This is a genomic window from Sphingobacterium paludis, assembly GCF_004364125.1.
Classification (GTDB): Bacteria; Bacteroidota; Bacteroidia; order Sphingobacteriales; family Sphingobacteriaceae; genus Sphingobacterium; species Sphingobacterium paludis.
In genome coordinates this window covers 194,908-216,785 of record NZ_SNZV01000002.1, presented here as the reverse complement: position 1 = coordinate 216,785, position 21,878 = coordinate 194,908, and the positions used below count along the sequence as shown (strand labels likewise).

The window sequence follows — 21,878 nt, the reverse complement described above, 5'->3', positions numbered from 1 at the left end:
TCGAATAAAAGCAATAAATTAGCCCCGATCATTAACGTATACTAGCTATGAAGTACCATTTGTTTGCCCTACTTATCAGTCAATTGGCTTGGCTTGTGCCATATGCCCAAGAAAAACACACTCCGCTCACCTGGCAAGACATTCCCGACTGGAAATACACGCGAACAAACGATGCTACAGCAAGCCCAGACGGCAAGTGGTTAGCCTACGTATCTGGACCCACGCAAGGAGATTTGGCACTAACGATAAAGAACACGGGCAGTCAACAGCAATATCGCTATGCCATCGGCGGGCAGCATACCCCGATAAGCTTCAACGAACACAGCAGCTTTGTTGCCTTCTATCAATCGCCTGACTATAAAACGATAAAGAGCAACCAGAAAGCCAAAAAACCAAGCCGCAAAAAGCTCTATTTGATTTCCTTGAAAGACACCGCTTCAATAATCTTCAACAACGTGCAAAAATTTGATTTTGCAAACGAGCACGGTGGATGGATAGCCCTTCGTTTTGAATCGATTGCACCGACAGCAAAAAATGATACAACCGGCAGAGGGACGGATTTATTGCTTTACAACCTAGCCAACAAACAGAAATTTAATATCGGTAGTGTCCATGATTACGCGTTTAATAAAAGCGGCACACTACTAGCCTATACCGTAGACGCGGCAGGCCAAAATGGCAATGGCGTATTCCTACTTAACTTAATGAGCGGATTAACAACACTGGTACAAAATGATGCCGCTACCTTTTCCAAAGTTAATTGGAATAAGGAAGGCACCGCATTCTCCCTATTGAAATCCAAAAAAGACAAAGCCTACAAAACACCCGTTTACACGCTTATCGGCGTCAAAAATATACATGCAAAAAATCCAGAAGTGCATAGCTATACGGGCCTCCAGGAACAAGAGATCACAGCTGGCTATGGCATTAGCGAAAACACCGCGCCCTATTGGAGCAAGGACCTCAAACGTATCTTCTTCGGCATTGCCAAACTGGAAAAAACAAAGGCTGATTCAGAAAAAGCACAAGATGCCAAGGTAGATAGTCTAGCGCAGAAGGTAAAGGTGGCAAGCATTGCCGATAGCAGCGAACACAATCGTGACAGCGTTGCTGTGAAAACGGCCTCTCGTGATCCGCAAAAGTCTACCGTGAACAAGAAGGATCTGGAAAAACCCGATATGACGATATGGAACTGGCAGGATAAACGACTTCAATCGTCACAACGCACACAACTTGAGCGCGATAAAAAGTTTAACATCATGAGTGTTTGGGAGATTGGCGCCAATACGTTTGTGTCCTTGGCAGACAGCAACCTGCGGTCAATCCGTTTGGCTCCGAATGAAAAAATTGGATATGGTCTTGATTTTTCTCCCTACGAGTATGCCTCTAATCTCGACGGACAGCGTTTTGCCGATGTCTATATTGTCGACATCGCTTCGGGCACACGCAAACTTGCCATTGAAAAGCTATATCTCAACGCCAGTTTCAGCAGTACCTTCTCCCCCACTTCCACGCATATACTCTATTACAACGATGGCAACTACTATGTGCTGGATGTAAAAACGCTGGCAAAGACCAATATCACCAAAGATATCCCAACCTCTTTTATCAGTGATACCGATGACCATAATGTTTCCAAACCGGCAACGGGCACTTATGGATGGACAGCGGACGGCCGCTTTGTGCTTTTAAAAGACAATTATGACCTCTGGAAGGTAGCCTTCGACGGCAAATCGCACACACAACTGACCGATAACTGGAAACATAAAAAGCTCATTATTACAGCTTACAACAATATCCACCCCGATGATGAGGAAATCGACCTCACGAAAGACCAATATTTTTCAGTGATCGATGATAACAGCAAACGGACGGGTATTGCACTGCTACCAGGCAACCGCAACAAGATCGACGTCGTTACACTGGAAGATGCCTATTTCGGCGCCGTCAATAAGGCGAAACATACTCCGGCCTATTTTTTCACAAAACAAACACCAACCGTTTCGCCAGAGCTCTATATGTCAACCGACAAGACACTAAAATCACCGGTCAAACTTATTGCGGATAGCGCAAAACAGCTACTTTCTGCCGGTAGTAAGCTGATTAGTTACGTCAGCGATCATGGTGATACCTTACAAGCCGTTTTATATTTGCCAGCAAACTATGTCGAAGGACAGGCCTACCCAACGATCACCTACATTTACGAGCGCTTGACGAATGGGAAGAACAGCTACTCGCTGCCAGCCTACCCTGGTGGTGGTTTCAACCGCGCTATGTATACTAGTAATGGATACGCGGTGTTGATGCCTGACATCAAGTACAAACTAAACGATCCCGGCATGTCTGCCGTAGCTTGTGTCGTGCCAGCCGTTAAGGCAGCAGTAGCAACAGGTATTGTCGACGAAAAGAATGTAGCGATCCACGGACACTCTTGGGGTGGCTATCAAACGTCGTTCTTGATCACCCAAACAAACATCTTTAAAGCGGCTGTTGCTGGTGCGCCATTGACCAATATGATTTCCATGTATTCATTGATTTACTGGAACTCGGGCTCGTCTAACCAAAGTATATTCGAATCAAGCCAAGGACGACTAACGACAGGCTATTGGGACAATTGGGATGCCTACGCAAGAAATTCACCGATCTTTCACATCAAAAATGTACAGACGCCATTGATCATTATGCACAACGATAAAGATGGGGCTGTAGATTATACGCAAGGTATCGAATACTTTAACGGTTTGCGACGCCTTAACAAGCCGGTAGTCATGCTGACCTATAACGGCGAAAACCACGGTCTTGCCAAAGAAGTGAATCAGAAGGACTATGCGGTACGCATGATGGAATATTTTGATCATTACCTCAAAGGTAAAGAAGTACCGGAATGGTGGTCTAAAGGGATTGACTTTATGGCTCTTCCTAAACATTTGGAAGAACGAGCTTTTAACGCAACTGTCACAAACGAATAAACCATATCCCCCCGCCCTAATCAGTTCGTCCGAATAGGGCGGGGATTCGATTGCGTCTAAAATATTTAAGATTAATCGCGTATATTAACGAAGCACAGCATCGATGTAGGCCGCGTAATCGTCCATATTTTCATCGTGAAAACCCTCTACTCTTCTTAGCAGTCGACCATGTTCATCTGTAAAGACAATCAACGGCATCTCTCGGAAATTATATTTAACACGCATAAAATCAACATAGGTTTTATCTACAAAGTATTGCGGCCACGCGGGCCGATTATATCGTAAACTAGCTTTCCAATCGAAAATATCCTTTGTCATTGTTACATAGGAAAGTGAAATCTGTTCATTATCCCTGCAAAGCTCGCGTAAACTGTCGATATTAAGGCTTTTCAGCGGAAGAGGAGATACGTCCACAGGGGGAAAAGCCAATATATTAAGTACTGTCCGCTTATCGGCATTTTGCACTAACCCCACCCGGAGACCAGCAAGTGAAAGACTACTCGGATGTACATCCGAGTAAAGGAAGGAGGATAAGATATTGCCGTAAAATCTGATCAGGCATAGACGGGCCTCGGCCGGCAATCTTATAGTGTGCCTGCGGATCTCTTTTAGCGTTCGTTGTTCGTATCGCCAACCAAACAACAATACATAACAACAGGAAAATATTCCAATACAGCACGCTCGCTCGTTTCACGCCAAACTGTCTCATAACAATGCAATCTATATGTTTACCATACCCTCTTTGCCCGGCCGACCAGAGGATATGATGGCTAAAATTATTCCGTTTTTCACGATCGTTGCAAAATTAGCGAAGAGCTTTATCCGTTATCCAGCAGACAGATGCTCATTGTAAAGATACTAAACACTTCTCCATTGTAACAAACAGCGCGTTAATGTACCGGTGCAACAGTTTGTTCGCCAAACCACGCATGTGACAGAACGATCTTTCCTTGGGCAGAAAGATTTCAAACAGGAATACAATATCAATAAAAAAACATCTTTAAATTGGAAATAAACCAACAACAATCTATTTTTTTTATAAAATCAGTAACAAAAGAAGTTTTTTATTCGTATATTAGCAACCTAATATTTTGAGGAGAGTATGATAAACGAAAGATTACCGGAACAAGGGCTGTATAACCCCGACTTTGAGCACGATGCCTGTGGAGTAGGTTTTGTAGCGCACATCAAAGGCCAGAAGTCGCACCAGCAAGTGAGTGATGCATTAACCATGTTGGAAAACATGGAGCATAGAGGTGCTTGTGGTTGTGATCCTGAGAGTGGTGATGGTGCTGGTATAATGATCCAGTTGCCGCATGAGTTTTTGTGGGAAGAGTGTATTAACCTAGGTATTCAACTGGAAGAACCTGGTTACTATGGTACGGGCATGGTATTTTTACCGAAGGAAGCAGACCTCAATGCTATCTGCCGTGAGGCCATCATCGAAGCCACAGCAAGCAGAGGCATGAAGTTCTTGGGCTTTCGCGATGTCCCGGTAAGCCGTGATGGCATCGGGCCAACAGCTTTGAGCGCCGAGCCGGAAATCGTTCAGTTTTTCGTTTCCCGTCCCGATGGCGTCTCCACCACCGAGGATTTCGAGCGTAAGCTTTTCGTCTTAAGACGTCTGATCATCCAAATCGTTAAACAACACCAAGAATATCCGTTGCCCTTATACATCGCATCGCTTTCTTGTAAAACTATAATCTACAAAGGCCAGTTGACAACCTATCAAGTGGGCACTTATTATGATGATTTGAAAGATCCGCGTGTCGTGTCTGCATTCGGCTTGGTACACTCGCGTTTCTCGACAAACACCTTTCCTTCTTGGTCGTTAGCACAGCCATTCCGCAATATCGCACACAATGGCGAGATCAATACATTAACTGGAAACCTCAACTGGTTTTACGCTGGTGCGCGCGCGCTTTCATCGCCCTACTTTACGGAGGAAGAGATGCAAATCTTATTGCCGGTGGTGGATCGTGGGCAGTCCGACTCGGCATGTTTAGACAACGTCGTTGAACTACTCCTCCACAGCGGAAGAAGCCTTCCACATGTCATGCTCATGCTTGTTCCGGAAGCTTGGGACGGAAATACACAAATGGATCCCTTGAAAAGAGCGTTCTACGAATACCACGCGACGCTAATGGAACCATGGGACGGCCCCGCGGCACTATGCTTCACCGATGGTAAAACCATTGGAGCAACGCTAGACCGCAACGGCCTGCGTCCACTGCGTTTCGCTATTACCTCGGACGACCGCGTTATCGTGGCTTCGGAAGCCGGCGCTTTGCCTATTCCAGAAAGTCTGATCATCAAAAAAGGACGTCAACAGCCGGGTAAAATCTTCGTAGTAGATATGGAGAAAGGTCAGATCCGCTCTGACGAAGAGGTTAAAGGCGAGTTGATCCGTCAACAGCCATACAGCGAATGGTTAGACAACTACAAAATCCGTATGGATGAGCTAGAGGAGCCGCGTGTAACTTATACTTACCTCAAACAAGAGTCCGTATTCAAATACCAACAGGCCTTCGGTTATTCCCGTGAAGACCTCGAGACAATATTAACACCGATGGCGCTAACCGGTTACGAACCGATTGGTTCTATGGGTACCGACGTGCCTTTGGCAATCCTCTCGGATCAACCACAGCATCTATCGAGTTACTTCAAGCAGTTTTTTGCTCAAGTAACCAATCCACCAATTGACCCTATTCGGGAACGTTTGGTGATGAGCTTGGCAACCTTTATCGGTAATGCCGGCAACATTTTGATTGAAGATAAAAAATTCTGTCACTGCGTGACTTTGGAGCATCCGATTTTAACATCGAGCGAATTGGAAAAACTACGTTCTATCGATACGGGCATTTTCCAAGCGAAAACATTACAGCTGTATTTCCAAGCCGATGGAAAAGCAGGCTCTTTGGAGGCAGGTTTAGAAAGACTTTGCCGGTATGCAGATGACGCTGTTCGAGACGGATTCGAGGTCATCATACTTTCTGACCGCGCTATTGATTCGCAGCACGCCGCTATTCCGTCTATACTTGCCGTATCTGCGGTGCATCACCATTTGATAAAAACCGGAAACCGCGGGGCCGTAGGTCTTGTCGTAGAGGCCGGCGACGTATGGGAAGTGCATCATTTTGCTTGTCTCTTAGCCTTCGGCGCTACGGCAATCAACCCCTATATGGCCCTAGCCTCGATCCGTACGATGAAAGAACTCGGCCAGATCGAAACGGATTTGGTTTGGGATGATCTGAAGAAAAACTACGTAAAAGCTATTTGTGCAGGCCTATTGAAGATCTTCTCTAAAATGGGAATCTCGACGCTTCAATCTTACCATGGTGCCCAGATTTTCGAAGTATTGGGTATCGACAAGTCTGTAGTAGACGATTACTTCTGCGGTTCCGTATCCCGTATCGGCGGATTAAAACTGGACGATATTGCGAAAGAAGCTCTTTCCAAACATTGGAGAGCATTTGGCGAATCGCGCGTAGAGAAAAAACTATTGCCTGAAGGCGGTTTGTACCAGTGGAAGCGCCGTGGCGAAGGTCACTTGTGGAGCCCAGAGACGGTGCACCTTTTACAAAAAGCCTGCCGTACCACGGATTACAATTCTTACAAACAATATGCATCCATTATCAATAACCAAAAAGAGCGCATGTATACGCTCCGCGGTTTATTGGATTTTGCAAAACATAGAACACCCGTTTCTATTGACGAGGTAGAACCTATAGAAAACATCATGAAGCGTTTTGCTACCGGTGCAATGTCTATGGGCTCCATCTCTACTGAAGCACATAGTACGTTGGCAATTGCCATGAACCGTATTGGGGCAAAGAGCAATACTGGCGAAGGAGGGGAAGATCCGGCACGTTTTGAGCGCCTCGCCAACGGCGATTCGATGCGCTCGGCTATCAAACAGGTGGCATCGGCCCGTTTCGGCGTTACCTCACACTACCTGACCGAGGCCGACGAAATCCAGATCAAGATGGCGCAAGGAGCAAAACCAGGTGAGGGTGGACAGCTTCCAGGCCACAAAGTAAATGACTTCATTGCACGCCTACGACATGCTACACCGGGGGTAGGTCTTATTTCGCCGCCACCACACCATGACATCTATTCTATTGAAGATTTGGCACAGCTGATCTTCGACTTAAAAAATGCAAATCGTGCAGCGAGAATCAATGTGAAATTGGTCTCTAAAGCCGGAGTAGGCACCATCGCAGCAGGCGTAGCGAAAGCGCACGCTGATGTGATCCTGATTGCAGGTTACGACGGTGGTACAGGTGCATCACCGATCAGTTCCATCAAACATGCGGGCCTACCGTGGGAGCTTGGCCTGGCCGAAGCACACCAAACACTCGTACAGAATAAATTACGCAGCCGTGTTGTACTCCAAGCGGATGGCCAAATGAAAACCGGACGCGATATCGTTATGGCGACGCTTCTGGGCGCTGAGGAATGGGGTGTTGCTACCGCAGCTTTAGTTGCTGGTGGGTGTATTATGATGCGCAAATGCCATTTGAACACCTGTCCAGTTGGGGTGGCAACACAAGATCCGGAATTACAAAAACTCTTCTCCGGTAAACCGGAAGATATCGTAAACCTGTTCCGCTTCTTGGCAGAGGAGATTCGCGAAATCATGGCTCAACTTGGCTTCCGCACCATCAACGAAATGGTTGGACGTGCACAGTTCCTTAAAAAACGTGAAAACATTGACCATTGGAAAGCCTCAAAAATTGACTTTTCCAAAGTACTCTATGTAGCGCGTAACGAACCATCGGAAAGCTTGTATAATACCCAAGAACAAGATCACGGCATGAGCATGATTCTTGACTGGGGCCTATTAAAACAGGCAAAATCAGCTCTTGATACCAAAACGCCAGCATTCGGTACGTTTAAAGTTAAAAACACCGACCGTACTATCGGCACCATGTTGTCTAACGAGATATCGAAGATCTACGGAGCAGATGGCTTACCAGACAATACGATTAACTTCAAGTTTGAAGGTTCTGCCGGGCAGTCTTTTGGCGCCTTTGGTGCAAAAGGTCTTTCTTTCGAGCTAGAGGGGGAAGCTAATGACTACGTTGGTAAAGGATTATCCGGTGCTCAACTCGCTATTTATCCTACGAGCGACAGCCCATTAACGGCGCACGACAATATCATCATCGGTAACGTAGCCCTTTATGGAGCGACTTCAGGGCACCTCTTCATCAATGGTATGGCGGGCGAACGCTTTGCAGTAAGAAACTCGGGCGCAACCGCCGTAGTAGAAGGTATTGGTGATCACGGATGTGAGTACATGACAGGTGGCCGTGCCTTGATCCTTGGACCGACCGGTCGGAATTTCGCAGCAGGAATGAGCGGCGGTATCGCTTGGATATACGATTTGTCTGGCACCTTCCGCGATAACTGCAACCAGGAAATGGTTGATCTTGATCCATTGGACACCGAAGATGAAAATGCGATTATAGCTTTATTAAAACGTCATATCAACTTGACGAACAGCGAGCGAGCCAACTTCATCCTACAGGATTGGGCAAATGAGAGAAGTAAGTTTATCAAGGTATTCCCAAGAGAGTACAAAAATGTGTTACGTAAAAAATTAGTGGAAGCTTAATATAGCGGAGGAAACAGACATGGGCAAACCAACAGGATTTTTAGAATATGAAAGAACGCTTCCTCAGAAAGACACTGTAGAAAGCAGAAAACAAAATTATCAGGAATTTGTGCACAGCTATTCCGATGATCAATTGAATAATCAAGCTGCACGTTGTATGAATTGCGGCATCCCGTTTTGTCACTCAGGATGTCCACTCGGAAACGTGATTCCAGAATTCAACGACGCCGTTTACGATGCTCGTTGGGAAGAGGCTTACAACATACTGATATCAACAAATAACTTTCCGGAATTTACGGGAAGAATATGTCCCGCACCTTGCGAAGCCGCCTGCGTGTTGGGTATCAATAAATCACCGGTAGCCATCGAAGAGATTGAAAAGCACATTATTGAAATTGCTTTCAAAAACAATTTCGTGAAAGCGAACAAGAACTTGATCAAGACCGGAAAAAGCATTGCTGTAATTGGGGGGGGGCCAGCGGGCTTAGCAGCAGCAGCCCAGCTCAATAAAGCAGGTCACGATGTCGTGTTGTACGAACGTGATGATAAGGTGGGCGGCTTGTTACGCTATGGCATTCCGGATTTCAAACTGGACAAATCCGTTATTGACCGTCGTGTGGCGGTGATGGAACAATCCGGCGTTGTATTCCGGACCAATGCGGAAGTCGGCGGAAACGTTCCCGCCAGCGAATTGCAGGCGTATGACGCTATCGTGCTTGCAGGAGGCTCTACTATCCCACGCAATCTTCCGATACCAGGTCGCGAATTGAAGGGCGTGCACTATGCTATGGAATTCTTGAAACAGCAGAACAAACGTGTAGGCAACTCGCCTATCGACGTGGAAGAAATCCATGCAGCCGGAAAAAATGTATTGGTGATTGGTGGTGGCGATACGGGCTCTGACTGTGTTGGAACGTCAAACCGCCACGGCGCAAAAAGCGTTACGCAGTTTGAGTTGATGCCGCAGCCTCCGAAAGAGCGTACGGTAGCGATGCCTTGGCCGACCTACCCGATGCTATTGAAAACTACGACATCGCACGAAGAGGGCTGTCAACGCCATTGGAGCGTCAGCACAAAAGCGTTCTTGGGCGATGAAAATGGCCATGTCCGCGCAGCCTTAGTTGTCGATTTGGAATGGGAAACCGACGCCTTGGGACGGCCCATGAAGTTTAAAGAGGTAGAAGGATCCGAACGCGAACTTCCTTGCGAACTGGTAACGTTAGCCATGGGCTTTTTGCACCCACAACATGAAGGCCTCCTGCAGCAGTTGGGTGTAAAATTAAACGAACGCGGCAATGTGGACGCTACGGAAACAGACTATAAAGCATCTGCGGATAAAGTATTTGTCGCTGGAGATATGCGCCGTGGACAATCTCTTGTCGTTTGGGCGATCTCCGAAGGTCGAGAATGTGCGCGTAAAGTTGATGAGTACTTAATGGGCTACTCAGAACTGGAGCGCAAAGATAAAGCTGTCTCATACGCTTAATTTCATATACTTTAGTTAAAGTGAGAAACCGGACTAGGTCCGGTTTTTTTTGTTTTTATAGTAGTGAGTACTGCGTAATGAGAATTGAGTATTGAGTAGTCCGTATAGCGTAGTGGGAAATTCAAGCCACGTACATTTTATAGCGCGAACGACAGTATAGACTAGACAAAGGTTAAGATCTCTCAAGAAAAAGATGACTATTAAAAGCGATTTTCACAAGCTATGCCTTGAAGTTATTACGAGTTGATTTACCCATTTTGACTTTTAAATTTTGACTTTTAAATTTTTACTTTTTAATTTTTAACTTCAACCGGTGCTGTCCCGCGTCCAACTTAACCATAGCCGTTTCGACCACATTGCTGGGCGGATAGAAAGTAGCGGTAGCGTTCGGTGGGATCAGCACGTCATAAGTGACTGCGCTTTTGCTTTTCTTCCAACTGGATTTTATTTCACCGAAGGGTGATGTGTGTGTCACGGATGAATGTTCCAGTCCTGCTGGGAAGATGGGACGAAGCTGCACATGCTTAAAGCCGGGAGCACTTTCATCCGGAATAATTCCGCCGATAGATTTAAAGAACCACCCCCCAATTTCACCAAACATCATATGGTTGTCGGAGATATCACGCTCGGCGTCGAGATCCCAGTTTTCCAGCAAGGTGGTGGCGCCATTGACCACCCACCAGCCCCACGAAGGATACGTATCCTGAACGGCAACCTTATATGCCGTTTCGCCATAGCCATTATCCTTTAGCGCATTAAGCAATGCCTTTGCTCCTAAAACCCCTACATCCAAATGAAAATTAGTGGCCTCTACCCGCTTGTTCAAATTTGCAGCGACCTGCTCACGCATATCGTCGGGGACTACGCCCCAATATAGAGGTACGCTTAACTCGGTCTGCGAGCCGTCGGCATAAATTCCGGTTTCCTTATTCAAGAATTTCGCGTTAATCGCGTCCTTGATTTTATGGCTCAATGCAGCATATTTCCGATGATCTTCGGCATGACCAAATAGCTTTGCTGCTGCAGCCAAGATACGCGCGTCGGTATAAAAATAAACGGAGGAGGTCAACTCTAGATTGGAAGTGGTTTTTACCGGAACCCAGTCGCCTCGTCCAAAAGTAGTCAGTCCCGTCGGGCTTATCCGATCCACATAGTCCACATAGCGTTTAATATTTTCATAGCACTCCTCGAGAAGATGGCTATCGCCGTAGAACATATACGCTTGCCAAGGAATAATGGCAATAGTACTCGTCCAATCCAAGCCATTAGCTGTTCCATATCCCCAGCCTCCGGTCGGAATAATATCCGGCAATACACCGTTTGGCTGCTGCTCATCCCGATGGTCGGCCAGCCATTTTTCGTAGACCGTGATCCCATCAAAATTGTAAAAAGCCGTTTCAATAGCGAGATGACCATCACCGGTCCATCCGTTCTTCTCACGCTGCGGGCAATCTGTTGGATAACCCATCAAATTGGACAGGTACGCATTATTAGTCACCCTCCACAAATCATTTACCAATTTCGAGGATGTCTTCACGCTGCCCTTGGGCTTCACATCGCTATGCATAAAATAGCTTGTAATGTTAGACTCATTCAACGCTAGAGGTGCTGTGCTGCTGACTTCGACATACCGAAAGCCTTTATAATTGAACTTCGGCATGAATACGTCCTCTTTCTTGCCACTGAGTATCAATATATCGGTTTGAAAAGGATCGTTCTCCTTGTCTCCGCGGTAATACACGTCGATGTTGGACATATCGATTCGTCCATCGGGGAGAAGGCGTTCCCCATGCTTGATTTTCACGATTGTTCCTTCCGGTCCCTTTACTTTTAGTTCGGTAATACCCGACATGTTTTGCCCCATATCAAATACATACGTTTGGGCATCGATCTTTTTGCTGGAGATCGGTTTATATGATCTTACACGACGAATGGGAACAGTTTGTTGGGCGACGATATTCATAGAGGGAGCTGCACGATAGCGTATGCCTTGCCATTTGGAATCATCAAAATTTGCCTTGTCCCATCCTTTCTGCTCCAAGCGCGCATCATAATGCTCGCCCGTGTAGATGCTGTTGGCGGTGATAGGGCCGGAAGACGTTTTCCAATCCCGTTCGGACACGATCACATCTTCGGTTCCATCCTCGTAGTGCACGTGCAGCTCAAAACAGAAGGCTGGTCGTGCCCGCCAAGGGGCTTGATGAAAATCCCACACCGCCAAGGATTGGTGATTATACCAACCATTTCCCAAAATTACCCCAACAGCATTCCCTCCAGGCTGTAGGTGTGCGGTCACATCGTGGACCACATATAAAGTACGCCGGTCGAAGCGGGTATACATAGGATCCAAGTGGTGATCACCAACGCGCTCACCATTCATGGACAATTCAAACAATCCTGCAGCAGCAACATACGCGCGTGCATATTTTACAGCTTTTTTTACCTGAAATTCTTTCCGGAAATATGGGGCTTCTCGGTGTGCTATATCACGACCGTCGCTAATCCACGTTGCCTTCCAATTACTTGCACCCAATAATCCAGTTTCGAACAAAGCGATTGCTGGCTTGCTGGCTCTTCCATCTTTATCCCATACGATGACTTGCCAATAGTAGCGAGTTGCAGGTGTCAAGGGTTTTCCGTCATACTTTACCAATTCATCCGGACTTGACTGCTTGCCCGAATCCCACATCGCTCCTCTCCCTTTCTCTACCAAAGCTAAGGAATCGGTATCTACAAGAATCTGATAAGCGGTTTGCAGGGCGCCTTGCCGATCGTCATTCAGCATCCACGTCAAACGGGGTCTTTTATTATCAATGCCGACAGGATTTACCAAATGTTCACATTGAAGATAAATAGGCTCAGCCTGCTGAATGGATTGCGCGAAACTGTTCGTCAAAAAGAGAGTGATAAGACCAAGCAATAGGAAGCTTTTCATTATTGGGCTATGTAAGGTTCAGGGGGCAAAAAACTAATCCGTTTTAGCTTTGCCTCACTAAAATAAGAAAGTTATCCGACACTAAGAAATCGAAAAAAACTTCACAGATTACAAAAAAGCCAAATTTTATAAATTAACTCTAGAAGAAAAACTACATTTAATTATTTATTTTGCAAAATATTTGGTTCTTTAAAAAATAACAAGCATATTCCATGATTAAATATAATAACACTAACCTCATCTATTTATTATGAATAAAAATATACATAACAAACATAAGCTATCAAAGTCTAAAATACGCTATTGTTTAATGGATATGAAATACGCCATAATCGTGAGCATAGTATTTTCACAAATCGATAGCGTGCAATCGGCTTCGAATAGCGACCACGTAAATCGCATCGTAATAGACGACAGCTTTCCTCTCCCTCAACAAAACATCATCACAGGATTGGTAACCAATACTTCAGAACAACCATTACAAGGGGTAACAATAAAATTGAAAAACGACAGCAAGGTCAGTACAAGCACCGATGTAAATGGCCGTTTTGTATTGAACGTGCCTAAAAACGAAATCATTCAAATATCGCTTGTTGGCCACATCACCCAAGAAATAAATGTAGCTGAAGGAAAAGATTTAACGATCATTCTCGAAGAGGACAAGACCGGTATTGAGGAAGTTGTCGTTGTGGGATTTGGAACACAAAAGAAGGAAAGCAACGTAGGTTCACAGGCAACTATAAAGCGAGAGGAACTGAAAGTCCCAGTAGCTAACCTATCAACTGCTATAGCAGGAAGGTTAGCCGGTGTTGTTGCGACCCAGCGCGGCGGCGGGCCCGTTTCAACGGGTGCGGACTTGTTCGTACGCGGAGTAGGCACCTTCGCTTCCTCGCCACAAGGGCCCTTACTCGTTGTCGATGGCGTGCCTGACAGAGATATAAACAATATTGACCCAGAAGATGTGGAGAGTTTTACCGTGCTAAAAGATGCTACAGCAACAGCTGTATATGGAACCCGCGGAGCCAACGGCGTTATTATTATCACAACAAGGAAAGGTAAGGCGGGTAAGCCCCAAATTTCCGCTGAGGTGCAGGGTGGCCTGACGCAATTTACCTATCTTCCAAAGTTTGTTGACGCCCCCACGTTTATGCGTCTTTACAACGAGGGGCAAACCTTACGGGGCAAGACACCGTTCTACTCTGAGGAAACTATCCAAAAACATGTATCAGGCGAAGATCCAGATCTGTACCCTAATGTTAGTTGGTATGACGTACTGTTCAATGATTTTGGCTCTAACAAAAGGGTGAACACGAACATCTCTGGAGGCGCAGACATTGCCCAGTATTATCTATCTATAGGATATTACACAGAAACAGGACAATTCAAAACGGAAAACATCGACAGTTACAATGCAACGTTGAAAAGAGATCGTTTTAATTTCACAAGCAACCTGGATATCAACGTTACTCCATCAACAAAATTAGCTTTTGGCGTGAATGGATATTTAACGAATTACAACCGGCCAAATGCTGGCGACAACTATATTTTTGAATTAGCTTCAGCTACACCGCCCCATATTATACCACCTCAATACTCCAATGGACAATCGCCTTACCTAGGAGGAACAAATAGAAATCCATATGAAGCGATGACACTATCGGGCATCCAAAACTCCTACCAAAACGTGGTACGCTCCAACATCAGGCTTACACAGCAATTGGATATGTTAACGCAAGGGCTAAGCGTGTCCGGAATGTTTGCTTTTGATGTAAATGTCGACAATAATTTACATCGTTGGCGAGACTTGCCGGTATATTTTGCTGAAGGTCGAGACCCAGACGGCAACCTGATTACGCGTATAACCAGAGAGGGCAGTGAAAATATAAACTTTTTATTCACGCGATTCTCCATGCGTCGTATTTACCTGGAAACATCGCTCAACTACAGCCGCACATTTGGAAAACACGACGTGGGTGGATTACTATTATTTAATCAATCTGATTTATCCGATGGTCAAGACCGTGTTACGACTTACATTGCCGCTATTCCCTACCGACAACGCAATGTGGTAGGTCGCGGGACATATGCCTATGATACACGATACCTGCTGGAGGCAAACTTTTCCTATTCAGGATCAGATAATTTTGATCCGGATAACCGGTATGGCCTGTTCTCCTCGCTAGGGATAGGCTGGAATGTTTCAAATGAACGCTTTTTTGAAGGACTAAAGGAAACCATTAATCACTTCAAGCTGCGCTACTCTTACGGAACTTCCGGGAATGCCAGTTTACAAGATCCAAATAATAGGTTTCTCTACCTATCCCAATTCGGCGTGAGCGGTGAGTATACATTTGGCTCGCCAGGGTCAACTCGATCTCTAAGTGGCTATAACGAAACGTTAATTGGTTCGCCTGTTAGCTGGGAAACCTCATATCGTCACAATATAGGGCTGGAAATGAATTTTTTTAACAATGAAGTTCAGCTTATTGCCGAACTGTTCAAGGAAGACCGCAAAGGCATCCTTTTACGCGACCTCCAATTCCCCTACATCTCTGGCTATACAAACGGCAACTTACCTTTCCGCAATATCGGCGAAACAAAAAATAAAGGCATAGATATCACCCTAGAATATAACAAAAAGTTTAATAATGGCTTTTTTATGGCAAGAGGAACGTTTAACTACAATGCAAATGAAATTGTAAGGGACAACCTGCCTCCATTTAGCTATCCATATCTAGACCGGGAGGGGCACCGTATCTCGCAACGCTTTGGTTATATCGCGACTGGACTATTTAAAAGCGATGAGGAAATAGCTAACGCCGCGGTACAGCCTGGCGATGTGCGCGTGGGGGACATTCGTTATAAGGATTTGAATGGAGATGGAATTATCAATGCGGATGATCAAACAGCAATAGGCTATGGCGACGTACCCGCTATACTCTACGGCGTAACGCTGGGTGGCGGCTACAAAGGATTTGACTTCAGTATGTTTTTCCAGGGTGCAGGTTTAGTCGACTTAAATTACAGCGCGGGCTATGCCACTACCCCCTTTCAAAACGGTCCAACCCTAGGCAATCTATACGCCGTCGCAACCGATCGATGGAATCCAGACAATCCAGATGCAGCAAGCTTCTATCCACGTTTATCGACAGGAGAAACGGTAACTACGAACTACCAAAGCAGTTCCTGGTGGATTAAAAGATCGGACTATTTGCGCCTAAAACAAGCGGAAATAGGCTACAATTTTACGGACAAAGGTTTTCTAAAAAAATTAGCGATAAGCAGATTACGTCTATATGCAAATGGCTTTAATCTATTCACCATTTCTAAATGGACGCATTGGGATCCCGAAATCGGTGATGGCAGAGGCATAAATTACCCAAATACACGTGTATATAACATGGGGATACGACTAAACTTTAACTAATACGATGGACCATATGAAAACGAAAAGGTACAGCTTAATACTCATGTGTGGCGCTATGGTCGCCAGCGCATGCAACGACAATTTTTTCAATGCGCAACCAGACAACCTACTAAATATTGACAATATTTTCAGCAATAGAGCACAGACAGAAGGCTACTGGGGCGGGCTCTTTTCGGGGATTCCAGACCCATGGGACCAGCCTTACGCGTTTTATTACAGCGCTATAACGGACGAATTAGATTGTTCAAACTGGATGTCGGAGATGCTCAACGGATACAATTCCGGCGCCTTGTCATCCAACAATGTTTCATCGCCTTATGCGGCACTATACAACAAAATTCGGCAGTGCGCTATTTTCTTAGCAAATGTAGACCGCAACACCGAACTCCTGAATGCCGAAGGAGGTGCAGAGCGTATAAGACAATACAAGGCGGAAGCAAAATTTTTGCGTGCATATTATTACTGGGTGCTAATGAAATTGCATGGCCCGGTACCCCTTATGCCGTTAGAGTCTGCCACCTTGGAGACCAATCTGCAAATTCCGCGCAGCTCATGGGACGAATGTGTCAACTTTGTGATGGGCCAAATGGAAGAGGCTAAGACTGACTTACCCGAAGATTATTACATCGGTGGATCAACAAATATTGTAGAATCAGAAGTTGGTAGAATCAACCAAATGATTATCGATGCGGTGCAGTCGGAAATAACGCTATTTTCTGCGAGCCCTTTTTACAATGGGAATGCAGATCTTGCACACTGGACAAACGTCGATGGCAGCGCTTTGATGTCTCAAAACTATGATGCAAACAAATGGACTATCGCGGCGAACCAGGCAAAACGAGCGATCACCATTGCTGAGAGCAATGGCAAAGGACTATACAAGGTAGCGCATGCAGATCCGTTTACCGCAGCCTTCCTTTCGGTTCGGAACGTTTTTTGGGATGGCTGGCGCAGGGAAGGAATATGGATACGTCCTAGCACAAACACGTTTCAATGGGAATCCCATGCAGCTCCTCGCGCTGTAAATGGTACACCCTTCAATGGACTGGCAGTTTTTCAGGAAGTGGTTGACGATTTCCGTATGAGCGATGGGCGCAGCATAAAAGAAACCGAAGGATACAACGAAAATACGTACGCAACAGCATCAACCGCATATTATGTAGCCGGGACAAACAATATGTATACCAATAGAGAGCCGCGCTTTTATGCGTATGTAACATTTAATGGGTCTGTTATACCTGGCGCTCCAAAAGCAGGCATGACACGTGTTGAATTTTACGCAACGGGAAATTCCGGCAAAAACGGTGCGCCGCGTGATTGGCCGAGAACTGGATACACCGCACGTAAGAACTTACATCCTACATATAGTCACTCCCCGCGCATCATTGTGACTCGTCCGGTTATGATGATTCGCCTATCGGAATTATATCTTAATTATGCCGAAGCCCTGAATGAAGCAAATCCTGGACATCCTGATATTTTACGCTATTTAAACCTTGTTCGTGACAGGGCGGGATTGCCAGCTTTACCGAGCGGCCTCAGCCAAGATGCGCTACGAGAACAAATTTATTTAGAAAGAAGAATTGAGTTGTGCTTCGAAGGGCAACGATACTTTGACGTAAGACGCTGGAAACGCGTGGAGACGGAAGGGTTTAGACAGGGAGGAACCTACACAGGAATGAATATGGATGCAGGGTCAACCTTAAGCAGCCCCGAGTTTCACACGCGAACAACCGCGATAGTTCGGCGTGAATGGCACGATAGATTTTATATCCTACCATGGCCGCAACAAGAACTGAACAGAAATAAACAGCTTATCCAAGCACCGGGTTACTAGCGCTCATGTAAAGAAAATTGACGTTTTTAAACAAGTTGTTTATGTTGACGTGGGCTAAGTTAAGCGTTTAGCCCACGTCAATCAAATAGTTTCTAATGCAATTTTCTATTCACCAAGCGTCGTTCCTTATTTTCAATTCGAGTCTTGATGTAGGGGTAGAGGAACACGGCACCCAAGACAATTAAGGCGCCGAGATAAAACCCAACGCTCATCGTTTCCTTTTGACCGAAAATCAATACGGCTAAAATAATACCATATACAGGTTCCATATTAGTCGTCAGGGCTACGGTAAAGGCACTGAGTTCTTTCATCACAGCAACGCCTAATACGTAAGCAAATGCCGTACAAAGTACGCCCAACAATAGCAGATAGGCCCAATCAGATCCGCGAAGCCATATCTGTTCATTGAATTCACCAGTCAAAAGCATAAATAGGGAAATCCAAAGAAAGGCACCCAGCATTTCATAAAATGTGATGACCGTCGGACTTGTCTTTTTTACCATGCGGGCATTCATTATGGAAAATATACTGGCACATACTGCGCAAGATAAACCACAGATGATACCCCATAGATATTGAAATTCAAATTTAAATATTAGGTAGATACCGAACACAATAACCAAACCTACGCCTACATCGGATAGCGCTATCCTTTTCTTGTTGATGATGGGTTCGAGAATAGATGTGAAAAGCGTGACCGACGATAGCGTTACCAGGGTGACGGATACCGTAGAAATTTTAATGGCGTGGAAAAACAGCACCCAATGCAAGCCGACCACGCCACCCACAACTAAAAATTGAATGAGGCGCTGTCTATTGACGTGCAGCGATTTTCCAAGAAAAACAAAATAGATAAAAAGCGCTATAGCGGCAATGAGCACGCGATACCAAACTAGATGCAGTGCGGAGATGGAAATAAGCCCTCCTAAAATACCCGTAAAGCCCCAAATCAAAACTGTAAAGTGTAAGATGAGTACGTTTTTGTTGATCAGAAATTTTGTCATACTATTTGGGCGCCTTGTATTTTAACCAGAAGGCCAATGTTAAAAATAAAACGTTGGGAATCAATATTGCGATTAAAGGGGGAAGTCCACCTTTCAGGGAGAACATGGTCGAAAATTGTACAAGCACCAGAAAGGTAAAACTTAGGGCAATGCCTATTCCCAAACTTAAACCGATGCCGCCACGGACTTTCTTTGAGGAGAGCGAAACACCCATCAGTGTTAGGATAAATGCAGAAAAAGGACCAATATAACGTTTATATTTTTCGAGTAGTAAGTCGGTCATCATACCTGTTCCTCGCGTTTCCTCTTTACTAATCCGATCGTTCAATTCATCGGTATCCATCGCCGTAAACACGTTATCATAAACCTCAAAATCACGAGGCAACATGTCAAGCGTGGTATCACGGCTCGTTCCTTTATCCATCTTTTCAGACAGTCCGTCGATAGTCCGCACAGTATAATCTTCAATTTTCCATTTGGTCGCCACCGAATCCCAAGTGATACGCTCTGCGATCAGCTTTTCCGTCAGTTGATCACCTTGAAATTTTTCCATGGAAAATTTATACCCTATGTTTCTTCGTGTGTCAAAATTATCAATATACACATAGGTATTTGAATCAATCTGCATATGCGTAGACATCGTCGAACCACTCACTTTCTGCGGTTTGACGTATACATTTTCAAAGTTTACCTTTATTTTATTTGTATAGGGTATAATCCAGATATTGGATACCAACGTAAACGCAAAAATCAAACCAGCAGAAATCATATAAGGCCGTAAGAAACGGTTGAAACTCATTCCACCGCTTAAAATAGGCACCACTTCTGTCTGATCCGCCATCTTAGAGGTGAAGAAGATAACAGCGATGAAGTTGATCAATGGCGTCAACATATTGAGGAAAAACGGAATACTACCCATCGCGTAATATTCTAAAAAGACACGCGACATGGGCGCCTTATTTTTGAGGAAGTCATCTAGTTTCTCCGACACATCAAACACAACGATCACTACAATGAAAATACCTACCGTAAACACGAAAGTGCTTAGGTATTTCTTTATGATATAGCGATCTATGATGTTCATTATAAAAAGTAAAAAGGTAAAATTAAAAAGTAAAAAAATCTATCTGTAGCCGAATTTTTAAAAAGTAAAAAGGTAAAATTATCTTCGATGAGCTCGCTACGCTCGGTTAAAAAGTAAAAAAATCCATCTGTAACCCAATTTTAAAAGTCAAAAGTCCATTGGCGTTGGCTCGTGCGAGCTTCTTGCTAGAACGATCATCAGTACCCAACGCTCAATACGCAATACGCACTACCCAATACTAAACGCCAACTACAGCCTTTGGCCTAGTACCTTGACCATCTTTTCCTTCCAATCGTAAAAAGTACCGGCTATAATTTGTTCGCGCGCCTGTTTTACTAGCCACAAATAGAAGTGAAGATTGTGTAGCGAAGCAATTTGCGCACCTAATATCTCTTGCGAACGGATAAGATGTCGGAGATAAGCCTTCGTATGAATTTGATCTACCAGAAGGTCACTTTCCGCCTCAATAGGTGAAAAATCATCTTTCCACTTCTCATTCTTAATGTTGATGATACCATTTTGTGTAAACAACATCCCATTTCGTGCATTCCGAGTTGGCATCACGCAATCGAACATATCAATACCCAACGCTATATTTTCTAAAATATTTATAGGCGTTCCAACGCCCATTAGATAACGTGGTTTGTCTTGCGGCAAAATATTGGTAACCACTTCTGTCATGGCATACATCTCTTCTGCGGGTTCGCCGACGGAAAGACCACCTATAGCATTACCATCGCGATTAAACGATGCAATGACTTCGGCTGATTTTTCGCGAAGATCTTTATAGACCGAACCCTGGACAATTGGAAACAAGGTCTGGTCATACCCATAAAGTGGTTGAGTGCTATCAAAACGGTCTACACAACGCTTTAACCAGCGGTGGGTCATGTCAAGCGACTTGCGCGCGTAGCTGTATTCACAAGGGTAAGGTGTGCATTCGTCAAATGCCATAATAATGTCGGCACCGATGACGCGTTGTGTATCCATCACGTTTTCCGGGGTAAAAAGATGCTTCGATCCGTCGATGTGGGAGCGGAAAGTAACACCCTCCTCCCGAATCTTGCGCACTTCCGTAAGCGAATACACCTGATATCCGCCGGAATCTGTAAGAATCGGCCCGTCCCAATGGTTAAACTTATGAAGACCACCTGCTTTCTGCAATACGTCAAGCCCCGGACGCAAGTATAAATGATAGGTATTTCCTAATATAATCTGTGCCTGGATATCTTGCACTAACTCATGTTGGTGAACAGCTTTAACAGTTCCCGCCGTGCCCACCGGCATAAAAATCGGTGTTTGAATGTTTCCATGCGCAGTCTCCACTACGCCGGCACGTGCACTTGAACCCTTATCCTTCGCCTGAAGCGTAAATTTCATATATCTTTTTCCTCTTACCCGTTGATAAAAATCGCTACAAAAATAGGATAAAAATCCGCAGGAAACGAGCGCGCTACGAAATCTTAATAAAAGTTAACTATTTCTCCTCGGTATCTTACGAGAAGACGTTATCTTTGTT

At 45.0% G+C, this 21,878-nt stretch carries 11 protein-coding genes; 5 read left to right on the top strand and 6 right to left on the bottom strand.

Annotation, left to right across the window (positions count from 1 at the left end):
* Positions 1 to 47 precede the first annotated feature (47 nt).
* A complete protein-coding gene (locus tag B0I21_RS03825) occupies positions 48 to 2,969 on the top strand; it encodes an alpha/beta hydrolase family protein (protein WP_133639150.1) in 2,922 nt (973 codons plus the stop codon).
* An 84-nt stretch (positions 2,970 to 3,053) separates the two neighbouring features.
* Here the strand turns inward: B0I21_RS03825 and B0I21_RS03820 are convergent, their stop codons facing one another.
* Positions 3,054 to 3,287, bottom strand: a complete 234-nt coding sequence (locus B0I21_RS03820) for a hypothetical protein (protein WP_133639149.1) — start codon at positions 3,285 to 3,287, stop codon at positions 3,054 to 3,056.
* 178 nt (positions 3,288 to 3,465) lie between these two features.
* Positions 3,466 to 3,678, bottom strand: a complete 213-nt coding sequence (locus B0I21_RS03815; protein WP_133639148.1) for a hypothetical protein — start codon at positions 3,676 to 3,678, stop codon at positions 3,466 to 3,468.
* Between the two features lie 393 nt (positions 3,679 to 4,071).
* Between B0I21_RS03815 and gltB the strand changes: the two genes are divergently transcribed.
* On the top strand, positions 4,072 to 8,586 hold the full coding sequence (gene gltB / locus B0I21_RS03810; RefSeq protein WP_133639147.1) for a glutamate synthase large subunit: 4,515 nt from the start codon (positions 4,072 to 4,074) through the stop codon (positions 8,584 to 8,586).
* A 19-nt stretch (positions 8,587 to 8,605) separates the two neighbouring features.
* Positions 8,606 to 10,072, top strand: a complete 1,467-nt coding sequence (locus tag B0I21_RS03805) for a glutamate synthase subunit beta (RefSeq protein ID WP_133639146.1) — start codon at positions 8,606 to 8,608, stop codon at positions 10,070 to 10,072.
* Between the two features lie 286 nt (positions 10,073 to 10,358).
* Here B0I21_RS03805 and B0I21_RS03800 read toward each other — a convergent pair whose 3' ends face one another.
* Entirely contained in the window at positions 10,359 to 13,007 is a 2,649-nt protein-coding gene (locus B0I21_RS03800; RefSeq protein ID WP_133639145.1) for an alpha-L-rhamnosidase, read from the bottom strand.
* 334 nt (positions 13,008 to 13,341) lie between these two features.
* Between B0I21_RS03800 and B0I21_RS03795 the strand changes: the two genes are divergently transcribed.
* Together B0I21_RS03795 and B0I21_RS03790 are read left to right on the top strand one after the other, a co-directional pair.
* Positions 13,342 to 16,434 carry a SusC/RagA family TonB-linked outer membrane protein gene (locus B0I21_RS03795; RefSeq protein WP_208292262.1) on the top strand — a complete coding sequence of 1,031 codons (3,093 nt, stop codon included), beginning with the start codon at positions 13,342 to 13,344 and terminating at the stop codon, positions 16,432 to 16,434.
* Positions 16,435 to 16,447: 13 nt separating this feature from the next.
* Positions 16,448 to 18,271 (top strand): RagB/SusD family nutrient uptake outer membrane protein, encoded by a 1,824-nt coding sequence (locus tag B0I21_RS03790; RefSeq protein ID WP_166637766.1) that lies wholly within the window; start codon positions 16,448 to 16,450, stop codon positions 18,269 to 18,271.
* A gap of 92 nt (positions 18,272 to 18,363) precedes the next feature.
* Here B0I21_RS03790 and B0I21_RS03785 read toward each other — a convergent pair whose 3' ends face one another.
* From B0I21_RS03785 to tgt, 3 genes are all read right to left on the bottom strand, one after another.
* The gene (locus B0I21_RS03785; RefSeq protein ID WP_133639142.1) at positions 18,364 to 19,275 is read right to left on the bottom strand and encodes a DMT family transporter; all 912 of its coding nucleotides are present in this window, start codon (positions 19,273 to 19,275) and stop codon (positions 18,364 to 18,366) included.
* Position 19,276: 1 nt separating this feature from the next.
* A complete protein-coding gene (locus B0I21_RS03780) occupies positions 19,277 to 20,359 on the bottom strand; it encodes an LptF/LptG family permease (protein ID WP_133639141.1) in 1,083 nt (360 codons plus the stop codon).
* A 249-nt stretch (positions 20,360 to 20,608) separates the two neighbouring features.
* Complete coding sequence (gene tgt / locus B0I21_RS03775) at positions 20,609 to 21,739, bottom strand: tRNA guanosine(34) transglycosylase Tgt (protein WP_133639140.1); 1,131 nt, start codon at positions 21,737 to 21,739, stop codon at positions 20,609 to 20,611.
* Positions 21,740 to 21,878: the final 139 nt, after the last annotated feature.